Raw genomic sequence first — 19,797 nt, forward strand, 5'->3', positions numbered from 1 at the left:
TTATACGGCTCTTCTTGACTATTATAGTTGGATAATAGCTCCTTTATCCTCTATCCATTCATCATTTCCCTTAAGAAATACCGACGCCTTTTCGATTTGCTCTTCTACTCTGTTCTTTGCTGTTCCGCCTGCTACATTACGTGCGTTCACAACGGTTTCGGGTGTAAGCACATCGAAAATATCTGCTCCAATTAAATTAGAGAAGGATTGAAATTTTTCCAGAGATAAGTCTAGTAAAAATTGACCTTGATTGATACAGTGAAGCACCACTTGCCCAACAACTGCATGGGATTCTCTAAATGGCATCCCTTTTCCAACTAAGTAATCAGCCAGGTCTGTAGCATTGGAGAAGTCTTCTTTCACTGCTTGATACATGTTTTCCTTCTTCACTTGCATAGATTCTATCATTGGAGCAAATAAAGCTAGAGCACCTTTTAATGTTTCAACCGTATCAAACATACCTTCTTTATCCTCTTGCATGTCTTTATTGTATGCAAGTGGAAGTCCTTTTAAGGTTGTCAGCATTCCCATTAGGTGACCATAAACACGTCCTGTTTTCCCACGGACTAGCTCCGCTACATCTGGGTTTTTCTTTTGTGGCATCATGCTACTTCCTGTGGTGAATTCATCATCCAATTCGACAAAGTTAAACTCTGCGCTAGACCATTGAACCATTTCCTCACAAAGTCTAGACAGGTGCATAGAGATAAGGGATGCATTTGCTAAAAATTCCACAACAAAGTCACGATCACTAACTGCATCTAAACTATTTTCACAAATACCATCAAATCCTAATTTCTTCGCAACAAACTCTCGATCAATTGGGAAGGTTGTTCCAGCTAAAGCACCTGCGCCTAATGGAGATTTGTTTACACGCTTAAAACTATCCTGCAAACGTTCGACATCACGTTGGAACATAAATACATAGGCATTCATATGATGTCCGAATAAAACAGGTTGTGCACGCTGTAAATGGGTATACCCAGGCATGACGGTATCCAGATTTGCCTTTGCCTGCTTTAAAAGTGATACTTGTACTTTACCGAGAAGACTTGTTAAATCCACAAGTGCTTCTCTTAAGTACAAGCGCATATCTAACGCTACTTGGTCATTTCGGCTTCGTCCAGTATGTAGTTTTCCACCTACTGGACCTACTTCTTCGATTAAAAGCTTTTCTACATTCATATGAATATCTTCATTTTCAGCAGATAATTCTGCTTCTCCACTTTCAATCTTAGCAGCTACCTTTTTTAATCCTTCTGCGATCTTATCCGCATCTTCAGCCGGGATAATCTCACAAACCTTCAACATTTCCACATGGGCGAGACTACCTTGGATATCATACTTCGCTAATTTTTTATCAAAGTAAATCGATGCAGTATATTCATCTACCAATTCATTCGTTGGTTTTGTAAATCGTCCGCCCCATAGTTTCATGGTTTAACAGCTTCCTTTACTTCTAGTTTTACTTTTTCAGTGGAGTTAAATTTTGAACCCGCCTTGTTCACAGATGCATGAACTTTTGTTGGAAGTCCCCAAAGTTTAATGAATCCTAATGCGGCTTCATGATCAAATGAATCCTCTTTATTGTAAGTTGCAAGGTCAAAATCATATAAAGAATTAGCAGATTCACGACCAATTACTTGTGCTTGACCTTTATACAATTTAACTTTAACTGTACCTGATACAAATTCTTGAGTTTCTTTAATGAAAGCTTGCAATGCGGAAGTTAACGGCGAATACCATAATCCATAATATACCGCTTGAGCTAATTTTTGCTCTACAATTGGTTTGAATTCCGCAACTTCTCTTGGTAATGTTAAAGCTTCTAATTCTTGATGTGCAGCAATAAGTGTCATCGCTGCAGGTGCTTCATAAATTTCACGTGATTTAATTCCAACTAAACGGTTTTCTACATGATCAATACGGCCTACCCCATGTTTTCCTGCAATATCATTCAATTCCAAAATTAATTGGTCTAATGGTAAAGCTTTTCCGTCTAAAGAAACAGGTTTACCATTTTCAAAGGTAATTTGAACAACTTGCGGCTCATTTGGAGCATCCACTGGATCTTGTGTTAATTCAAAAGCTTCTTTCGGTGGCTCAGCCCACGGATCTTCTAACACTCCACATTCATTACTACGTCCCCATAGGTTTTGGTCAATACTAAATGGATTATCTAAATCAATTGGAATTGGAATATTATGTGCCTTTGCATATTCAATTTCTTCTTCACGGGACATCGACCAGTCACGTACAGGAGCAACAATTGTAAGTTCTGGATTTAGAGCTGTAAAGGAAACATCGAAACGAACTTGGTCATTCCCCTTACCTGTACAACCGTGCGCAACTGCTACTGCACCTTCTTCTTCAGCTATATCAACTAATATCTTAGCAATTAACGGACGAGATAATGCTGAGATTAATGGATATTTTCCTTCATATAATAAGTTAGCTTGCAAGGAAGGTAATACGTATTCTTCCGCGTATAGAGATTTTGCATCTATAACATAAGATTTTATCGCACCTACATCAATAGCCTTTTGCTTCGTAAACTCTAAATCTTTCCCTTCTCCTACGTCTAGAGCAACCGCAATGACATCATAGTTATATTTATCTTGTAACCATTTAATTGCTACAGAAGTATCAAGTCCACCTGAGTAAGCTAATACAATTTTATCCTTCATGAAAAATTTCCCCTCTCAATTATGTGCTATTAATGAATTATTATGCATCATAATGCATAATAATTCAAGTACTTTTTTGAAAATTTTTATTTATTTTTTGTTTCGGGTAAAGGATGGATTGACTATGAGATTGGAAGGTTGTCTATCATAATATTATTAAAAAACATATATTACCAAAAATTGGTATAATTTTACTATATTTAAAAGGGTATCAAATATCGGATATATTTATATGAAGTGGACTATTTTTCATACAAAAGTCTTAAAATTCCTCCAAATCTACGTTTCACTCCAGATTTGTGTGCATTTTTTCATAGGTAGAAACGCCGTTGTAATCATAAATTAGATTAGATATACTCACTTCCGTATGGTACAAAATCACCTAATATAGACACTTCTCCTATGACCCTCATCATATAAAATCGTGGAAACTATCAATCTAACATCTAGAGAAATAATCCTTTTATCATTTATAAATTATTCCTATATTTTATTTTAGTTTAATAGGTCTATCATGGTGACAAGATCAAGGGGAGGAATTTCATGTTAAAGAAAGCTTCATTGCTAGGTTTGTCATTTTTGCTAGCTTTCTATCCAACAGCTGCACTGGCGGCTGAATCAGGGGAACAGCAAAGCGATGAACAAACCGACACACAAGTAGATGCGATCACAAATAACGGAACAGAAACAGACAACCAAGAGTCTAGTGCTAAAACAAAAGAATCTACCAATGAGTTATCTAAGGATTTAGAGCTTGATTATGCTAGTTTTGGCAAAGACTATGAGATTAATGGTGTTAAGGTTTTTGGTGATGATTTCATTGAAAATAAATCAAACCACGTTAATAGTCATAATGTACCTTTATCTTTAGTTAGCGCTAATCCAGGTAATGTTCAAACTTACTCTGTTCCAAGTTATGCAGTAAAAAAATCTTTAAAATGGGCTATTAAAAATACTACAACTATCACAAATTATGTTGGTAAATACCTAGGAAGAGACGCAGCAGTTAAAGTTGGCAAATTTATGAATTCTCACGTTAAACCAGCTTTAAGAAAATTGGAAAAAGCGGAAAATCTAACTTATGGAAAAATGGAAACCGCGATTAGAGAAGCCCTTGACGGACCGCTTGGTAAAACCCCGGCTAGAATTGCGGCTAGTGTAATTGTAGAAGCTATCCAAATTCTTGCTCCAATTTAAAATAGTAATTAGTGAGGGATAATATGTCTGATGTTTCAAAATTAGAGGCTAGAGTACAACAAATAGAAGATAGTCTTCAACAAATTGATAGACTCGATCATGAAGTCTATAGCTTGACTCAAAAGCTTGAAAAGGCAACTAATCTATTAATCGACATTGTTGAAAAAAAGAAAAGCTTAGGAGTTCATGATTTAGAATATGTTTTATTAAAATTAAATATTGATGGTACTAAGTATCACGAATTACCCTTGTTAATTAGTAGGACGGAGAGAAAATTTAGAGAAACTGGTGAATTCCCAACTATCCAGGGATTCCATCAAATGGTAATTGAAATATTTTCTCTTACTGAAAATGATCAAAAAATCTTCACATTAGAAGTAACTAAAAAGGTGCTAGAAAAATTTATGAATGATGAAGATAATTTATTTCCAGTTTGCAAAAAGATCCTTTCAAGTTAATGGTATTTTCCACTATTCACGCATTTAATGGTCAATTCCTTAAAGTAGTTCAATTAAATGGTTCTGTAACTATAATTTAAAAAGCGAACAATCCTTTCAAAAGGACTGTTCGCTTTTTAATTTAGCTATAAACGTTTAAATGCCCCTTCAATCGTACTTTCCCCTGACATTAAACCAATTGTCTTTTTAAATGTATTTTCATTATCTAAAGATTGCACAACTGCTCTAGCTACATCTTCACGAGGAATAGAGCCCTTTTCAATGTCATTTCCAGCCTGCACTTTTCCAGTCCCTGGTTCATTTAACAAAAGTCCCGGTCCTAAAATAGTATAGTTTAGATTACTTTCCGTTAAAATATGATCTGCATAATGTTTGGCAACCATATACGGTTTTATCGGACTATCTTTCCACGATTCACGATCAAATGCACGGAATGCACTAACCATGACATACCGACTTGCACCAACTTTTTCTGCTGCTTCCATTGATTTTACTGCTCCATCAAGGTCAACAAGTAGTGTTTTATCCGGCCCTGTTTTTCCACCTGATCCAGCTGAGAATATTACTGCGTCACTACCTTGCATTGCTTCAGCTAATTCCTCTACGCTTCCCTCTAGGTTAGCAACAATGGCATCCACCCCAGATTCCTTAAGTGCCTCAGCTTGTTCTTCATTACGAACCATTGCTTTTAATGTATGTTGATTACTTTCTTGAAGTAGTTTTACGATATGTTTTCCAACTTGCCCATTTGATCCAATTAGAAATACGTTCATTAGCGATTTCCCCCTTCATTCTTGGATAGCTATATTGTTTCAAAGTATAAAGAGAATATCAAAAGAATTGCTTTGATCCTTAACGAAATTCAGTAGGTATCTCAAACAAATCTATTCCCCAAACAATTGGTAAATAAAAATAGACTACCAATATAATTAAAACGAGGGTGAAGTTATTTAGCCAAAATCCGTTTTTAACCATTTCCGTTATTTTTAGTCTTCCAGTACCATACATAATGGCGTTTGGCGGTGTCCCAACTGGTAGCATAAATGAACAGTTAGCCGCCATCGCACAAGGTACCATTAAAGCATATGGATGTATATTTAATGCAAGTGCCAATGAAGCTACTACAGGTATAATCATGGTTCCTGTAGCTGTATTAGAGGTAATCTCTGTAAGAAGTAAAATAACTAATGTTGAAATAAACATGACAAGTAAGATGTTCATACCCTCAAGTCCTGCTAATTGTAGTCCAATCCACTCTGAAAGCCCTGTTGACGTAAATCCCGCAGCAATAGCAAGGCCTCCACCGAACAGGATTAGAATACCCCATGGAATATCTTTAGAATCTTTCCATTCCATTATTTTACTTCCTTCCTCCCGTTTTGCAGGAATTAAGAAAAGCAAGACTGTAGCAATCATTGCGATGATTCCATCACTGATACCTGGAATTTCAACGATATTTTGCCAAATAAATGTTCGGGTAATCCACATAAATGCTGCAAAAACAAATACAACTGCAACTGCCTTTTCTTCATATGTAATTTTACCAAGGGAGTTTCTTTCTTTATTAATCTGTTCCTTTCCACCTGGTAGTTCACGAAAATTTATTTTATATACTACTTTAGTAAGAAAAAGCCATAATAGTGGAATTAAAATAACAACCATTGGTACCCCTATCATCATCCAACCAGCAAAAGATATCTCTGTATCAAACATAGTCCCTACTGTTGCTGCAAGAATACTGAGAGGTGGCGTTCCAATCAATGTCCCAAGTCCTCCGACGGTTGCTGCATAGCCGATACCAAATATAACAGATTTTTCGAATTTCGGAATATCACTTGCATATTTCCCTTTTTCTAAAGAACTGGATGCTTGATGAACGATGGCTAAGCCCATCGGAATCAGCATCATGGTAGCTGCCGTGTTCGAAACCCACATCGATAAAAAGGCCGTTGCAACCATGAATCCTAATACAATTCGTTGCGGGCTTGTACCAATTACAGAGATAATCGATAATGCCATTCGCTTATGAAGGTTCCATTTTTCCATCGCTGTTGCAATAAAAAATCCACCTAAGAATAAGAAAATAATATCATTTCCATACGATGAAACAACGGTACTTCCATCCAATGCTCCTGTCGTTGGTAGCAAAATAATAGGAATAAGCGAACTTACCGGAATTGGAATTGGCTCCGTAATCCACCAAGTAGCTACCCATAATGTCACAGCTAGAACAGATCTTGCCTCAGGACTTAACCCCTCTGGATGAAAAAACAATAACGTTAATAAGAATAATAGTGGTCCTAAAATCAATCCTACCTTTTGGGCTGGTTTATAAGCTGGTTTCTTATGATGTCCACTCTTATTTCCATTTCCAGAACTAGGTATATTTTTTTCTATTCGCTTCTTAGGGTTTTGTGAATCCTCGACATTTCTTAATTGAGAGAAAGTCAAAAAACGTTTTGTCTCCCCATGTAACTGCCAAAGCCATCCCCAAAGGGAAGCTATATTTTTTTGTACCATACTACATCCCCTTTCAATAAAAATGTTAGCGCTTGCATGTGAGTTTAAATTAAAATGAGGGAAATGTGTACCTTTTTAAATTATTCTAATAGTTTTTAAACTAAAAAAAGTAAATGGCAGAGGTTATTTTTCTTCCTCCACCATCAAAGTTTGAATCAGTTGGATTTTATCAGGTTTTAACTGATATTGATGTAACGGTCGCCCTGTTTCTTGATACCGTATCTCGACTTTCAAAATATCCTGTCCTGTCAAAAACTTTAAATACTTGCTAATCGACACACGAGAAATTCCTGTTTGATCGGATATTTCTGCGATAGTAAATAGATTACTTTCCCATTCGGAAATTTGCCTCACAATACGGGCCATCGTTGGTGCAGTCAGTCCTTTTGGTAGATTAATTGCACTTGATTCAGTATGATACTTATTTAAAAGGAAGACATCCAAATCTTCCTGTTGAACATGACGGCCATCTACCATTCTTTCAAATTTCTGTTGGTATTTCAGCAGTGCATCTTTAAATCGGTCAAAATCGTATGGCTTTATTAAATAGTCAAACGCACCGTATCGCAAAGCCCTTTGTATGGATTCATGATCATTTGCCGCTGTTATGACAATAACATCAACATTTAAACTAGCATTCCTTATCTTTGACAATAAATCAAGGCCATTACGATTAGCAATATAAATATCCAAAAGAACCAGATTCACATGGTGGTTATTTAAAAACTCCCACCCTGCCGAAATATCGTGAACGACACCAGTAGTTGTAAATCCTGTTACTTTTTCAACGTATATTTGATTGAACTTAGCAACCATCGGATCATCTTCAATAATTAATACATTTATCACACATTGTCACCCTCATATGGAATGATTAAATCAAATACCGTACCTTCGTCCTCTTCAGAGTAAATCTCAAGTGTACCGCCTAACTCATCCAAGGATTTTTTTACTAAATATAGTCCATATCCACGATTTCTCCCTTTAGTAGAAATTCCCTTTTTAAAAATAGTTTCCTTTTCAGATGGTGCTAAACCAGGTCCATTGTCTTGGATTGAAAAGTGAAAATTCCCGTCTATATAGTTAATCGTGATCTGAACATTTCGTTTAGATTGATATGCTACAGCTTCATTTGCATTATCAATCAGGTTTCCTATTATGGTTATGATCGCTTGGATTTTTTTGGTGTTTTTTAATACCGGCAATTGTCGGTACCCATTAAGTTCTACTTCAATCCCGCTTTCCCTGAATTGACTCAACTTATTATGTATATAACCAGCCAACACTGGATCTTTTACAAGACGGGAAACCTCTCCGATTTCCCTTTGAAAGCTAGTCGAAATTTGATCAATATATGTTTCTAGCTCTTTATATGATCTAGTATGAACCATTGCAGACATAACGTGTAGCCTGTTCATAAATTCATGCGTTTGCGCCCGAAGTGTATCTGCATAAGTTCTTGCCTCTGTTAATTGTTCTGCCAATAAGTCGAGCTCCGACCTTTCCCGGAATGTGGCAATGATGCCTACCATCATTTCCTGGACGTAAATTGGATTAGTATTAATAATGATATCAATATTATTCAAGCTTAACTCCTGATCATATTCAATATTTTGTTCCAACAATATTTTTGTCAAATCAGAATTAGGCAAGTAGGAATCCAATTGCTGACCGATAGGATTTCCCGTAAGTCCTGCACGATGAAATATATCCATAGCAGTATGGTTTGCAACAACAATTTCATTCTTTTCATTCATAGCGATTATACCTTCTCTGACAGAAGCAAGCATGGCATCTCTTTCTTTTAGTAGTTTTCCAATTTCCTGTGGTTCAAGCCCATGCAATGAACGACTTACCCGCCTCGACAAGAATACGGCTCCAATTGCACCGATTATTAGACCCGCTCCAGTCCCGACATAAATAATAATCTGGCTTCTAAAAACAGCTTCTTCCACGTTATCAAGTAAAATTCCAACCGCCACCACACCAACCTGCTCAGTCCCGTTGCTTATTGGAACAAACGCACGCATTGATTTCCCCAATGTTCCTTCTGCTGTCGATGTATAACGCTCACCCCGGAAGGCAGGCTCCTCATCATTACCGACAAAATATTCTCCAATTCTTTTTTCTACAGGATGTGACCGACGGATTCGATTACTATCCATAATTACGATATAATCTACATCCGTATCTTCCTGTACCGCCTTTGTATATGTTTGTATTTCTCTTGAATTGTCTAAATCCGTTAATGCATGAATAACAAGTTCAGTTTTACTAACAGCGATAGCGATATTCATCACTTTTTCTTTCTGACTTTCCCTAGCTCTATCAGCTGTTTCACTTGCAATCAGAAAACTAGTAACCGCTAAAGCAACGCATAAAACACCAATAATTAATAGTATAATCTTTGTCTGCAATCGAAACGTTTTTCTATTTCTAAGCCCCTTCATTAAATTCACCTTTGAATCTTTTTCGTATAACTTATATATAGTAGTATATCATGTATTCCACCAGTCACCGATAGGTATAAATTAATAACTTCGATTCTTATGTTATTAAAATGGCTTTGGTTGAATATGAAGAATGATATGATTTTTCCTTACCATGCGGCTGTATTTATTATAATGATTCCTTTATCTTCTTCATTGAGCCCGTTTACCGGGGTTCCCCAGGATTTGGAGTCCATAGAGCACTTCTATAAGACCATTTACCGGGATTCTCCACGATTCTGGGCTCATTAGACACTTCTATAAGACTTCTTACCTGAACTTTCACGATTTTGGGTCCATAGAACACTTCTATGAGACCTCCCACCTTTGTTCCCCTCCATTTTGGGCTCATTAAACACTTCTATGAGACCGTTTATCTGAATCCCCCCCGATTTTGGGCCCATAGAACACTTCTATAAGACCTCCCACCTTTGTTCCCCTCCATTTTGGGCTCATTAGAAGAACCACTCTGTGACCCTTCTATTAAACTTCTATTAAGAACGACAAGTCAGTTCTTGAAACTCACTATCTAAAAAACAAAAAACGCAGGGTCTTCATCAACCCTTACGTTTTTTCACAAAATCTATTTATTTCCTATTAAAATCAACCACTTCATTCTCGCCATTCAATGATAGCATCGTTTCACTTGGTTTTGTTTCAGCGATGATTTTACCATTACGTACCGAATAACGAACTTTTGCCTGCTTACGAATCGTATCATATTCGCTATTCGCATCTAGGACGATGAAGTTAGCTGGTTTACCCGCTTCTATACCATAGCTGTCTTGGATATTTAATGTCTTCGCACTATTTTTTGTAATTAGATCAATCGAATTTACTATTTGCTCATACCCCATTAATTGTGCTGCATGGATGCCCATATGAAGTACTTGTAGCATATTCCCTGTGCCAAGTGGGTACCACGGATCAAAAATATCATCATGGCCGAAGCATACATTCATTCCCGCTTCCAATAGTTCTTTTACTCTTGTTAATCCTCTTCGCTTCGGATACGTATCGAATCGTCCCTGAAGATGAATATTAACAAGTGGATTGGATACAAAGTTAATTTCGGACATTTTTAATATACGAAATAGCTTGGATGCATAGGCGCCATTGTAGGAGCCCATAGCTGTTGTATGACTTGCGGTAACACGAGAACCTAGTCCGCGTTCGTAGGCTTCTGTTGCTACTACTTCAACAAAACGAGATTGTTCATCATCAATTTCATCGCAATGAATATCCACTAATACATTGTATTTTTCTGCAAGATCAAAAGCTGTTTTCATCGACTGTACGCCATATTCACGCGTAAATTCATAATGAGGAATTCCGCCTACTACATCCGCCCCCATTTTTAGAGCTTCTTCCAATAACTCCGCTCCATTTGGAAAAGATGGGATACCTTCTTGAGGAAAGGCTACAAGTTGTAAATTAACATAATCCTTCAGTTCGTCTTTCACTTCAAGCATCGCTTCCAGTGCCGTTAACTTAGGGTCTGTCACATCAACGTGCGTACGTACATGTTGAATACCTTGTGCGATTTGCCATTTTATGGCTGTTGTTGCTCTTGTCTTAACATCCTCTTTCGTTAAAGACTGCTTTCTTTCTGACCATCTTTGAATTCCTTCAAATAACGTTCCACTAAGATTCCATTCTGGTTCCCCAGCTGTTAATGTTGTGTCTAAATGAATATGTGGCTCAATAAAAGGAGGAAGGGCCAATGATCCATTAACATCGATCACCTCTTGTTCCCCCACGTCCACTTGTGTAGAAACTTCTTCAATTTTTCTGTCTTTCACTACGATATGGTGTAGTTCATCTTTTCCTCTTAATTTCGCATTTTTTATAATCATGAATTAACCCACCTTTTCCACTTTCATTACTGTTTGTCTTTCAGCGACTAACATTGCAATCACATAGATCACCGCAGTTCCAACGATTCCGTTTATCGGAGGGATACCAGGTACTAAATTAGCTACAGCAACCCCACTAACCCAAGCAAGAATAGCGATCCAGTTGATTGATTTAAATTTCATAGTTTCATACTGTTCGTACTTTCCTTTTCTAACTAGGAAATAATCCGCTAAGATAATCGCACCTATTGATGGCAAAGTAGAACCTAATATTGTTAAGAATCCAATAAAGTTGTTGTATAGCCACATGGCAGCTATTGTACCAACTATTCCGTTAAAAATAACTAGTATATTTTTAGGGAGTTTTGTAATGTTTGAAAAACCTAATGAAGAAGCATATAACGCATTATCGTTTGTTGTCCATATATTCAGGCCTAATACAATAATTGCTGGGATAAGAAGCCCTTGTACATGCATCACTTCAGAGATATCGCCTAAACCAAATGCAAACGTGCCAATTGCTCCGAATAAGAACATGAGCGAATTACCGATAAAGAATGCGATCAACGTTGTACTTACTGCTGTACGTCCACTTTTTGCAAATCTTGTAAAGTCAGGAGTTAATGTCCCCGCACTAACGAAGGAACCGACACAAATAGTCAATGCCGCAGCAACTCCCAATGCATCAATCGGTTGATAATCCATTAATGCTTGAATTCCACCCGCTGTATTTGTTGCGCTTATAGCAGAATAGCCCCCTAGAATGGAGATTGCTGGGATTGCAATAATACTAATAATCGTTAAAGCCTTCATTCCCCAAAATGCTGTTCCTGTCATTAAAATTCCTGAAACAATAATCAACACGTACTCATTGATTCCAGTAAATAAGTGAACTGGTACAGCGAACATTGCTAAACCAACACCAAACCACCCAACTTGTGTGGCACCTAATAAAAATGATGGTAAGTAAGATCCCTTTTCTCCAAAAGCATAGCGAGCAAGTAAATGCGTGGATAGACCTGTTTTAGATGCAATAAAAGCTAAAGCTCCAGTATATAAGCCTAGGATTAAGTTTCCTGCTAGAACAATCCAAATAAACTCTTTAAACGTTAATCCTGCACCTAATTCTCCCCCAGATAACATACTAGCAGAGAAAAATGTTAAGCCCATCATCACTGCTAACATTCTCCAGAAGCCAGTTCTACTCCCTTGTGGAACAGCCTGTAATGAAAATTCCTTATCTACTTTTTGCATACCAATTCCTCCTTAAAGTGGACTGGCACCGAAGAATTGACTTTTGGAAGTAAAAAGAGGCTTCTCGCCATTTCTGACAAGAAGCCTCCATCAAAGGGCAGAGATGACATATATACGTCACCCCTACTCATTTCCGTTGTCCTTGTCAGCCTCTCTGGACTGATTTAAAGGTACCAGTATTAAATTAATTACATTATGACAAAGTATACATAAACTGTCAATGCTAAATATTGGAGTGACAACATAAACGTTAGGCTGTCTAGCTCCAGCGCAACTTGTTTATCCAAATCTACCCGATATATAGTCTTCCGTGCGTTTATCTGATGGATTGGCGAAAATTTTATTCGTGTCATCGAATTCTACAACCTCTCCATCCAAAAAGAAGGCTGTTCGATCGGAAATACGTGCTGCTTGTTGCATATTATGAGTAACCATAATAATAGAATAATCCTTTTTCAATTCTTGAGCTAACTCCTCTATTTTAAGCGTCGATTTAGGGTCAAGCGCCGAGGTTGGCTCATCCATTAAGATTACATCTGGTTGTATCGCTAATGCTCTAGCAATACATAATCGTTGCTGCTGACCACCTGATAATCCAAATGCATTTTCACTTAACCTATCTTTCAATTCATCCCAAATATAGGCTCCTCGTAAACTTGTTTCTACAATTTCATCTAGCAGTTTTTTATTACGGATGCCGTGTATTTTTGGACCATAGGCAATATTTTCATAGATAGATTTAGGAAATGGATTTGGTTTTTGAAATACCATTCCTACTTTTGTACGTAAATTTTCTACCTTCATCGTTCTATCTAAAATGTTAGTTCCCTTATAAGAAATCGTCCCCGTTGTACGTACACCTGGTACTAGTTCAACCATACGATTTAACGTTTTAATGTAGGTGGATTTTCCACAACCTGAAGGACCAATAATAGCTGTTACTTCCTTTTCATGTATTTCTAGATTAATATTTTTCAAGGCATGTGTCTGACCATACCAAAGGTTTAATTCCTTTGTGTCATAAACAATATCGTTTGTTTGTGTACTTGTTGTCATTTCTATACTTTCCTTTAGCTTTGTCTTTGGTTTCAATTGTATGCCCATTTTATTTGCAATAATGCTCATTTTCCCACTCCTTTATTAAGCCATCGTTCAGAATCTCTAAGCTATTAATATCATTAATATCTTTGCTGAAATTTATTTCGAATAAAGATTGCCACGGAATTTAGGAGAAATAATAAAGCAAGTAGAACAATAATGGTTGCGGCAGCTAAGTTTGCATATTCCGCAACTAACGATGAGTCTAAAGTCCAATAATAAATCTGCATTGGCAACGCTGTAAATGTGTCAAGCAGCCCTTCTGGAAATGGGATGAGTAACGCTGGAATTCCCAATACGGTTAGGGGGGCCGTCTCTCCAATTGCACGAGATAGGGATAAAATGGAGCCTGTCAAAATACTTGGTAAAGCAGCAGGCAATATGACTCTTCTAATCGTTTGCCATTTGGTAGCTCCCATCCCATACGATGCTTCCGATAAATGCCCCGGTACTGCTCTAAGTGCCTCCTGTGCGGATACAATTAAGATTGGTAGTACTAATAAGGATAAGGTTAAACCGCCGGCCAATACGACATTTCCAAAATCCATTAAACGAACAAAGACGGTTAAACCTAATAGCCCGTAAACAATCGATGGTACACCTGCTAGATTCGAAATATTCGTTTCGATAAATGACTTAAACTTTCCGTTCTTCGCATAAAGTTCTAAATAAATAGCTGTACCTACCCCAATGATTAAAGTGACCGGAATAACAACTAACATGACCCATACCGTTCCAAGCAGGGCCCCCATAATACCCGCTCGGTCTGGGTTTGTAGATAATCTACCTGTTAGGAAATCCATATTAAGGAAACCAAGCCCATCTATTGCTACTCTTATCATTAAAACGGCGAGGACAAATAAACCAAATAAAGTAGACAATAGAAAAATGAATTTCCAGATCCTATTATTTCTCACACGGGAGTTCATTCTATTTTTTAATTGGGTTTCGTCAAACTGCTTCATCATTAATATTCCTCCCTAAATTTACGAGAAATATATCTTGCAAGTAAATTCATCACTAGAGTAAATACGAATAAGGTGATTGCTACAGCATAAAGACTATAATATATCGTCGTACCAGCGGCAGCTTCACCGCCAGCGACTTCAACAATGTATGCAGTCATCGTCTGCATCGATTCGGTAATGTCAAAAGTAAAGTTTTTGGAACTCCCACTAGCAATCGTTACAATCATTGTTTCACCGATGGCCCGGGAAATCCCAAGAACGAATGATGCAATAATTCCAGAAAATGCAGCGGGAATGACTACCTTTATAGTCGTTTCCAATTTTGTTGCTCCCATCGCTAAGGAGCCTTCTCTCATTGCATTTGGAACAGACGTCATGGCATCCTCGGAAAGAGACGCAATCATAGGGATAATCATAACCCCCATGACTAAACCAGGACTAAGAATATTCGTAGCCCCTACCTCTGGAAAAATAGAACGAATAAGAGGTGTTACAAAGGTAAAAGCAAAAAATCCATAAACAATCGTAGGAATACCAGCTAAAATTTCTAATAACGGCTTTAATACCCTTCTAACTTTTTCAGACGCATACTCACTTAAATAAATAGCAGACATAAGGCCTATCGGACCTGCAACAAGCATTGCTATAATCGTGGAAATAAGTGTACCGTTTATAAGAGGCAATATACCAAATTCCGAATTCTGACTTAATGGTTTTAAGACAGTCCCAGTAAAGAACTCCCAGATTGGTACAGTTCTAAAAAATTGGATAGCTTGTGATAATAATGTGTATAGTATTCCTAAAGTTGTTAGGATGGTTATGGATGCAAGAAGGAATAAAATAGTAGGAATGACTTTTTCAAATAGGTTCGATACATTTTTCTTTTGTTTATTTTGAGCAATGATTTCACTAATACGAATAGCTTCATGCTTTACCTCGCTGCTTCTCTGCATTACATTGGGACTCCTTCCAAGAAACTGAGGCCGAGACAAAAGTATTTTAATCTAGTAAAATTCAAACAGGGCTGGAGCGAATAATCGCTCCGTATATTCCCTCCGCTTAGATAGCGAATTGTTCGTCTTTAAGGTTAATTACTTTAGTTATGTCCTAGCCTCATGAAGTTTTCAAGTTTACAAACGTTCATTTATTTAATAGCTTCTAGATCTTCAAGTTGAGCTTGCGCTTCTTCTTCCGGAATTGGTGCGAAACCAGTCTCTCCAGCAAAGTCATTCGTGCTTTCTAATACATAAGTTGCATAATCGAATACTTGTGCTTTTTCTTTCGCATGGTTTACATTTAAATAGGTGAATACTGGACGAGTATAGTTAGCATATGGGCCTTCTTCACCAATGGTATCTAGAGATGGAACGACAGCACCTTCACCAAAGTCAATTCCAACTGCACTTACTTTATCTTGGTTACTATCATAGTATCCAAACCCGAAGAACCCAATTGCATTAGCATCTTCAGCTACTAAAGTTACAAGGGTAGAATAATCTTGTTGAAGATTAATCGTTTCTACTAAATCTTGTTCTTCAAGAATATTTTCAAAGAAAAATTCGTACGTTCCATGGTTTTCATTTGGACCATATGTTTGAATTTCTTCTTCTGGCCATTCTGGATTGATTTCAGACCATTTTGTAACATTACCTAAGAAGATATCCTTCACCTGATCTTCTGTTAATTCAGTTGCAAAGTCATTTTCTGGGTTAACTACAATTGTTAAACCATCTAAAGCAACTTTTAATTCCATTACTTCAATGCCAAGCTCATCCGCTTTAGCTTGTTCTTCCTCTTTCATTTCTCGGGATGCATCGTTAAAGTCTGTTCCATCTTCAGCAAGGAACTTTTCAAAACCAGCACTCGTTCCAGCACGACTAACTTCAACAGATACATTAGGTTGTTCGTTAATCATATATTCTTCAGCTAATCTAGACATTAATGGGTAAACAGTACCAGATCCATCAATGACAACATTTCCTTCTAATTCATCAGTCGCTTCTTCACCGGAAGTATTTTCTTCTGATTCCGTTCCCTCTGCATTTGATTCTTCCTCTGCTGCTCCTCCGCAAGCTGCTAGAAATAGGACTAGTCCCGCAACAATAAGGAACATAAGATACTTCTTGAACTTCATTACTTTGTCCTCCCCGAATAAGTACTTTAAATTTTATTGGACGGGTTATTCCGCCTCTCAATTTCATAGTATAGTAGGTGAATGTAAAGAACGTATGATGTGAATGTAAATATTTTGTAAATTTGGGGAACTGGTTAGAGGAAATAAGATAGATTTTATGATTGTTCATAACCCATAACTTTTTCTTGTCTATTTTTTGATATACTAGTAGTTATTCTATTCGTATAGGAGTGGCTATTGTGGTTAAAGTCATGAAAATCACATTACATATCATTATCCTATGTCTACTATCGTCTTTAGGTAATTGGATACAACACACATTCCAGCTATTGATCCCAGGTAGTGTAATAGGAATGCTCATTCTCTTTGTTCTATTATTTTTTAACATAGTAAAACTCTCTTGGATTGATGAAGGCGCAAAGTTCATGGTTCGCCATTTAACTTTATTTTTTATTCCAGCAACAGTTGGAATTATCGACTATTTAGATTTATTTTTAGGAAAAGGTATACTATTATTTTTCATCGTGATTATTAGTACCATACTTGTCATGGTAAGTTCAGGATGGATTAGTCAGTGGCTAATGACGAGGAAGGAGCGAGGATGATGCAGTTATTCATTGGAATTACAGCTATCATAGGCACGATTATCATTTATTACGTAGCATTAAAAATTCATGATAAATATCATTATCCTTTTACTTTACCTATGTTAATAGCAACCATTATTATTGTTCTAATTCTACTTATCACCCCCATATCCTATGATTCATATATGATAGGTGGAGAATGGATTAATAAGTTACTTAGTCCAGCTGTTGTCGCATTGGCCTATCCGCTATACATGGAACGTAAGCTTTTGAAAAAATTAGTTGTTCCTATCCTTGTTGGAACGACTATAGGTGCATTGGTAGGAATTTCTACTGGGGTTCTTTTAGCAAAGTGGGCAGGATTCGGAGAGGAAATACTTCTTACGATTAGCTCCAAGTCTGTTACAACGCCCATTTCAATGGCCATCACAGAATCATTAGATGGGATTACTTCACTTGCAGCTGTCTTTGTTGTGATTGCCGGAGTAAGTGGGGCCGTATTACATTCGTATATTTATAAATTTACAAAGATCCATCATTATTTAGGAAAAGGAATTGGGTTGGGAAGCGCCTCGCATGGCATCGGAACAGCCGCTGCACTCGAAAACAGTCAATTAGAAGGATCTATTAGCTCTATCGCTATGTCCATCAGTGCCGTCATCGTTTCTGTTATTACTCCATGGATGATGGTGTTGTTGTTATGAGGGAAAGCTGTGCAGAAGTACAGGTAAGCAAAAAGGTGAACGGGACCCATTCGACTACTTATAAACGGATGAGTGACGCTAGAAGATAGAAATCTGGGAGAATGGGCACTCATTAGGCCGATGAGTGACGCTAGAAGATAGAAATCTAGGAGAACGGGCACTCATTAGACCGATGAGTGACACTATGTGATAGAAATCTGGGAGAACGGACACTCATTAGGCCGATGAGTGACACTATGTGATAGAAATCTGGGAGAACGGACACTCATTAGGCCGATGAGTGACACTATAAGATAGAAATCTGGGAGAACGGGCACTCATTAGGCCGATGAGTGACGCTAGAAGATAGAAGTCTAGGAGAACGGGCACTCATTAGGCCGATGAGTGACGGTATTTTAATTGTATTCAGCAACACATCGCCTTAGTTCCCTTCATTCCCTTGAAAGTGTTTAACTTAACAGAAGAACAATGTACGATGTAACGCTGACGTAGCGTTCTTGTCTCGCAGGAAGCTCAACAAGATAGACACTGCGAGACCTTTCCAAGCAAGAGAGGCCCCTATATTTGAAGTAAAAGGCTGCGGATACAAGTTTCTATAAAAAAAAATCAGTGCGATACTTATCGCACTGATCTTTTATTCCAACACTTCATTCCTATTGCTACTAGAATCATTTGTATCTTCTTTCGTCTCATCAACTTGATGCTCTTTCTTCCATATCACATCTGCCAATTCATCCTCTAACGTCGCATCCGTCATCTTCACACCGGATCTATATGCCGCTCGTGTTATTAAATGACCGGAAACAGGAGAGGTCAAAAAGACAAATACAATACCCATAATCAAGCGGACACTAAAAAATGATTCGGTCACCAAAAAGTAAATAAATACTCCAGATAAAGTAAGGGAAACTGCCAAGGTAGAGGACTTTGTGGCGGCGTGGGAGCGAGAATAAACATCTTGAAAACGAATAATACCAATTGCGCTAATTACCGCCATGATAGAACCTACCAAAATTAAGAGCGCAGCAATAAACTCAATCATCTCGTTTACGCTCAATGATAACGCCGCCCTTCTCAATAAATTTGGAGAAAGCGATTGTACTAATAAACGCCAAAACTCCTAAAATAAGGATAACTTCAAGGAAGGCCTTTGTGTTTAAAATCACGGATACAATCGCTATCGCTGTAATGAGATTAACCCCAATCATATCTAAAGCAATCACTCGATCAGGTAAACTTGGCCCAAAAACAATTCGGTACAATGCTATGACAATGGCTACACCAAATAATGTAAGGGATACCTGTAACATCGTTTCGACCATTATCTGGTCACCTCCATAATTGCCTCTTCAAATTTATCTAAAGATCTTATTAAATTTTCCTTGGATTCTTGAACATCAATTGCGTGAATATAAAACGCATCTCCTTCTGGTGTTACCTCAACTACAACAGAACCAGGAGTCGTAATTAAAAGTAGTGCTAGAAGTGGGACTTCCCATTCACCCCTTAATCTAGTCTCATATTTAAATATTCCCGGCCTTACCTTTATTTTCGGGCTAAGGATTTGCTTTAATACTTGATAGCTTGACTTTGTTAGTTCTGACAAATAAATAAAGATTAATTTTATAAAGGCAAAAAATCTACTTAAGTAAAAACGTTTCCCAAAAAAGCGATGCATTAAATATAGAATTCCAACACCGACTAAGTAGCCTGTAACAAATGTAGTAAGATAAAATTGATCCTCATCTTGGAAAAACATCCATAGGAATGCAATTGACAGATTCATAATAAACTGGGCGGGCATGGTAAATACCTCCTAATAACGTACATTAAGTGTGTGTTCAA

General features: G+C 37.4%; 19 protein-coding genes. 4 read left to right on the forward strand and 15 right to left on the reverse strand.

The annotated features are described in order from the left end of the window. Positions 1–21 precede the first annotated feature (21 nt). Together argH and A9178_RS07755 are read right to left on the reverse strand one after the other, a co-directional pair. A complete protein-coding gene (gene argH, locus A9178_RS07750) occupies positions 22–1,437 on the reverse strand; it encodes an argininosuccinate lyase (protein WP_068674040.1) in 1,416 nt (471 codons plus the stop codon). Next, entirely contained in the window at positions 1,434–2,687 is a 1,254-nt protein-coding gene (locus A9178_RS07755) for an argininosuccinate synthase (protein WP_068674042.1), read from the reverse strand. Before A9178_RS07755 ends, argH begins: the two co-directional genes overlap by 4 nt. A gap of 543 nt (positions 2,688–3,230) precedes the next feature. Between A9178_RS07755 and A9178_RS07760 the strand changes: the two genes are divergently transcribed. Beyond that, a complete protein-coding gene (locus tag A9178_RS07760; protein WP_068674043.1) occupies positions 3,231–3,884 on the forward strand; it encodes a hypothetical protein in 654 nt (217 codons plus the stop codon). Between the two features lie 23 nt (positions 3,885–3,907). After that, positions 3,908–4,342 carry a hypothetical protein gene (locus A9178_RS07765; RefSeq protein ID WP_068674045.1) on the forward strand — a complete coding sequence of 145 codons (435 nt, stop codon included), beginning with the start codon at positions 3,908–3,910 and terminating at the stop codon, positions 4,340–4,342. A 125-nt stretch (positions 4,343–4,467) separates the two neighbouring features. On the opposite strand, the gene A9178_RS07770 is transcribed toward A9178_RS07765, so the two are convergent. The 10 genes from A9178_RS07770 to A9178_RS07820 all read right to left on the reverse strand — a co-directional run bounded on the left by A9178_RS07770 (position 4,468) and on the right by A9178_RS07820 (position 16,661). Beyond that, a complete protein-coding gene (locus A9178_RS07770) occupies positions 4,468–5,115 on the reverse strand; it encodes an SDR family oxidoreductase (RefSeq protein ID WP_068674048.1) in 648 nt (215 codons plus the stop codon). A gap of 79 nt (positions 5,116–5,194) precedes the next feature. Next, on the reverse strand, positions 5,195–6,862 hold the full coding sequence (locus A9178_RS07775; RefSeq protein ID WP_068674050.1) for an SLC13 family permease: 1,668 nt from the start codon (positions 6,860–6,862) through the stop codon (positions 5,195–5,197). Between the two features lie 123 nt (positions 6,863–6,985). Continuing rightward, positions 6,986–7,711 carry a response regulator gene (locus tag A9178_RS07780; protein ID WP_068674052.1) on the reverse strand — a complete coding sequence of 242 codons (726 nt, stop codon included), beginning with the start codon at positions 7,709–7,711 and terminating at the stop codon, positions 6,986–6,988. Further along, a complete protein-coding gene (gene dcuS, locus A9178_RS07785; protein WP_068674054.1) occupies positions 7,708–9,312 on the reverse strand; it encodes a DcuS/MalK family sensor histidine kinase in 1,605 nt (534 codons plus the stop codon). Before dcuS ends, A9178_RS07780 begins: the two co-directional genes overlap by 4 nt. 626 nt (positions 9,313–9,938) lie before the next feature. Further along, the gene (gene codA / locus A9178_RS07795; protein ID WP_068674059.1) at positions 9,939–11,207 is read right to left on the reverse strand and encodes a cytosine deaminase; all 1,269 of its coding nucleotides are present in this window, start codon (positions 11,205–11,207) and stop codon (positions 9,939–9,941) included. Positions 11,208–11,210: 3 nt separating this feature from the next. Then, positions 11,211–12,461 carry a cytosine permease gene (gene codB / locus A9178_RS07800; protein ID WP_068674061.1) on the reverse strand — a complete coding sequence of 417 codons (1,251 nt, stop codon included), beginning with the start codon at positions 12,459–12,461 and terminating at the stop codon, positions 11,211–11,213. 279 nt (positions 12,462–12,740) lie between these two features. Next, a complete protein-coding gene (gene pstB / locus A9178_RS07805) occupies positions 12,741–13,517 on the reverse strand; it encodes a phosphate ABC transporter ATP-binding protein PstB (protein ID WP_068674273.1) in 777 nt (258 codons plus the stop codon). Positions 13,518–13,639: 122 nt separating this feature from the next. Next, positions 13,640–14,524 carry a phosphate ABC transporter permease PstA gene (gene pstA, locus A9178_RS07810; RefSeq protein ID WP_068674275.1) on the reverse strand — a complete coding sequence of 295 codons (885 nt, stop codon included), beginning with the start codon at positions 14,522–14,524 and terminating at the stop codon, positions 13,640–13,642. Between the two features lie 2 nt (positions 14,525–14,526). Beyond that, positions 14,527–15,480: a phosphate ABC transporter permease subunit PstC gene (gene pstC, locus A9178_RS07815; protein WP_068674063.1), complete on the reverse strand. Its 954-nt coding sequence runs from the start codon at positions 15,478–15,480 to the stop codon at positions 14,527–14,529. A gap of 191 nt (positions 15,481–15,671) precedes the next feature. Next, positions 15,672–16,661, reverse strand: coding sequence for a PstS family phosphate ABC transporter substrate-binding protein (locus tag A9178_RS07820; RefSeq protein WP_068674065.1), 990 nt, complete (start codon positions 16,659–16,661; stop codon positions 15,672–15,674). Between the two features lie 239 nt (positions 16,662–16,900). On the opposite strand from A9178_RS07820, the gene A9178_RS07825 reads away from it, so the two are divergent. Both A9178_RS07825 and A9178_RS07830 read left to right on the forward strand, forming a co-directional pair. Beyond that, on the forward strand, positions 16,901–17,266 hold the full coding sequence (locus A9178_RS07825; protein ID WP_231889805.1) for a CidA/LrgA family protein: 366 nt from the start codon (positions 16,901–16,903) through the stop codon (positions 17,264–17,266). After that, on the forward strand, positions 17,266–17,952 hold the full coding sequence (locus A9178_RS07830) for an LrgB family protein (protein ID WP_369801962.1): 687 nt from the start codon (positions 17,266–17,268) through the stop codon (positions 17,950–17,952). The genes A9178_RS07825 and A9178_RS07830 overlap by 1 nt, the downstream gene beginning before the upstream one ends. Before the next feature lie 634 nt (positions 17,953–18,586). Here the strand turns inward: A9178_RS07830 and A9178_RS07835 are convergent. Genes A9178_RS07835 through A9178_RS07845 form a run of 3 tightly spaced genes read right to left on the reverse strand, consistent with a single transcriptional unit; the run spans position 18,587 to position 19,756 of the window. Then, positions 18,587–19,009: a Na+/H+ antiporter subunit G gene (locus A9178_RS07835; RefSeq protein ID WP_068674069.1), complete on the reverse strand. Its 423-nt coding sequence runs from the start codon at positions 19,007–19,009 to the stop codon at positions 18,587–18,589. Further along, positions 18,987–19,274, reverse strand: a complete 288-nt coding sequence (locus tag A9178_RS07840) for a Na(+)/H(+) antiporter subunit F1 (RefSeq protein ID WP_068674071.1) — start codon at positions 19,272–19,274, stop codon at positions 18,987–18,989. Before A9178_RS07840 ends, A9178_RS07835 begins: the two co-directional genes overlap by 23 nt. Further along, positions 19,274–19,756: a Na+/H+ antiporter subunit E gene (locus tag A9178_RS07845; protein ID WP_068674073.1), complete on the reverse strand. Its 483-nt coding sequence runs from the start codon at positions 19,754–19,756 to the stop codon at positions 19,274–19,276. The genes A9178_RS07840 and A9178_RS07845 overlap by 1 nt, the downstream gene beginning before the upstream one ends. Positions 19,757–19,797 lie beyond the last annotated feature (41 nt).

The sequence above is a fragment of the Oceanobacillus sp. Castelsardo genome (assembly GCF_001659985.1).
In the GTDB taxonomy this organism is placed as follows: domain Bacteria; phylum Bacillota; class Bacilli; order Bacillales; family Amphibacillaceae; genus Oceanobacillus.

Coding starts and splice junctions, on each gene's coding strand:
- pstA (WP_068674275.1), bottom strand. CDS start 14,524: ATGAAGCAGTTTGACGAAACCCAATTAAAAAATAGAATGAACTCCCGT.
- A9178_RS07770 (WP_068674048.1), bottom strand. CDS start 5,115: ATGAACGTATTTCTAATTGGATCAAATGGGCAAGTTGGAAAACATATC.
- pstB (WP_068674273.1), bottom strand. CDS start 13,517: ATGACAACAAGTACACAAACAAACGATATTGTTTATGACACAAAGGAA.
- pstC (WP_068674063.1), bottom strand. CDS start 15,480: ATGCAGAGAAGCAGCGAGGTAAAGCATGAAGCTATTCGTATTAGTGAA.
- A9178_RS07755 (WP_068674042.1), bottom strand. CDS start 2,687: ATGAAGGATAAAATTGTATTAGCTTACTCAGGTGGACTTGATACTTCT.
- A9178_RS07760 (WP_068674043.1), top strand. CDS start 3,231: ATGTTAAAGAAAGCTTCATTGCTAGGTTTGTCATTTTTGCTAGCTTTC.
- codB (WP_068674061.1), bottom strand. CDS start 12,461: ATGCAAAAAGTAGATAAGGAATTTTCATTACAGGCTGTTCCACAAGGG.
- A9178_RS07775 (WP_068674050.1), bottom strand. CDS start 6,862: ATGGTACAAAAAAATATAGCTTCCCTTTGGGGATGGCTTTGGCAGTTA.
- A9178_RS07840 (WP_068674071.1), bottom strand. CDS start 19,274: ATGGTCGAAACGATGTTACAGGTATCCCTTACATTATTTGGTGTAGCC.
- A9178_RS07830 (WP_369801962.1), top strand. CDS start 17,266: ATGCAGTTATTCATTGGAATTACAGCTATCATAGGCACGATTATCATT.
- argH (WP_068674040.1), bottom strand. CDS start 1,437: ATGAAACTATGGGGCGGACGATTTACAAAACCAACGAATGAATTGGTA.
- dcuS (WP_068674054.1), bottom strand. CDS start 9,312: ATGAAGGGGCTTAGAAATAGAAAAACGTTTCGATTGCAGACAAAGATT.
- A9178_RS07765 (WP_068674045.1), top strand. CDS start 3,908: ATGTCTGATGTTTCAAAATTAGAGGCTAGAGTACAACAAATAGAAGAT.
- A9178_RS07820 (WP_068674065.1), bottom strand. CDS start 16,661: ATGAAGTTCAAGAAGTATCTTATGTTCCTTATTGTTGCGGGACTAGTC.
- A9178_RS07845 (WP_068674073.1), bottom strand. CDS start 19,756: ATGCCCGCCCAGTTTATTATGAATCTGTCAATTGCATTCCTATGGATG.
- codA (WP_068674059.1), bottom strand. CDS start 11,207: ATGATTATAAAAAATGCGAAATTAAGAGGAAAAGATGAACTACACCAT.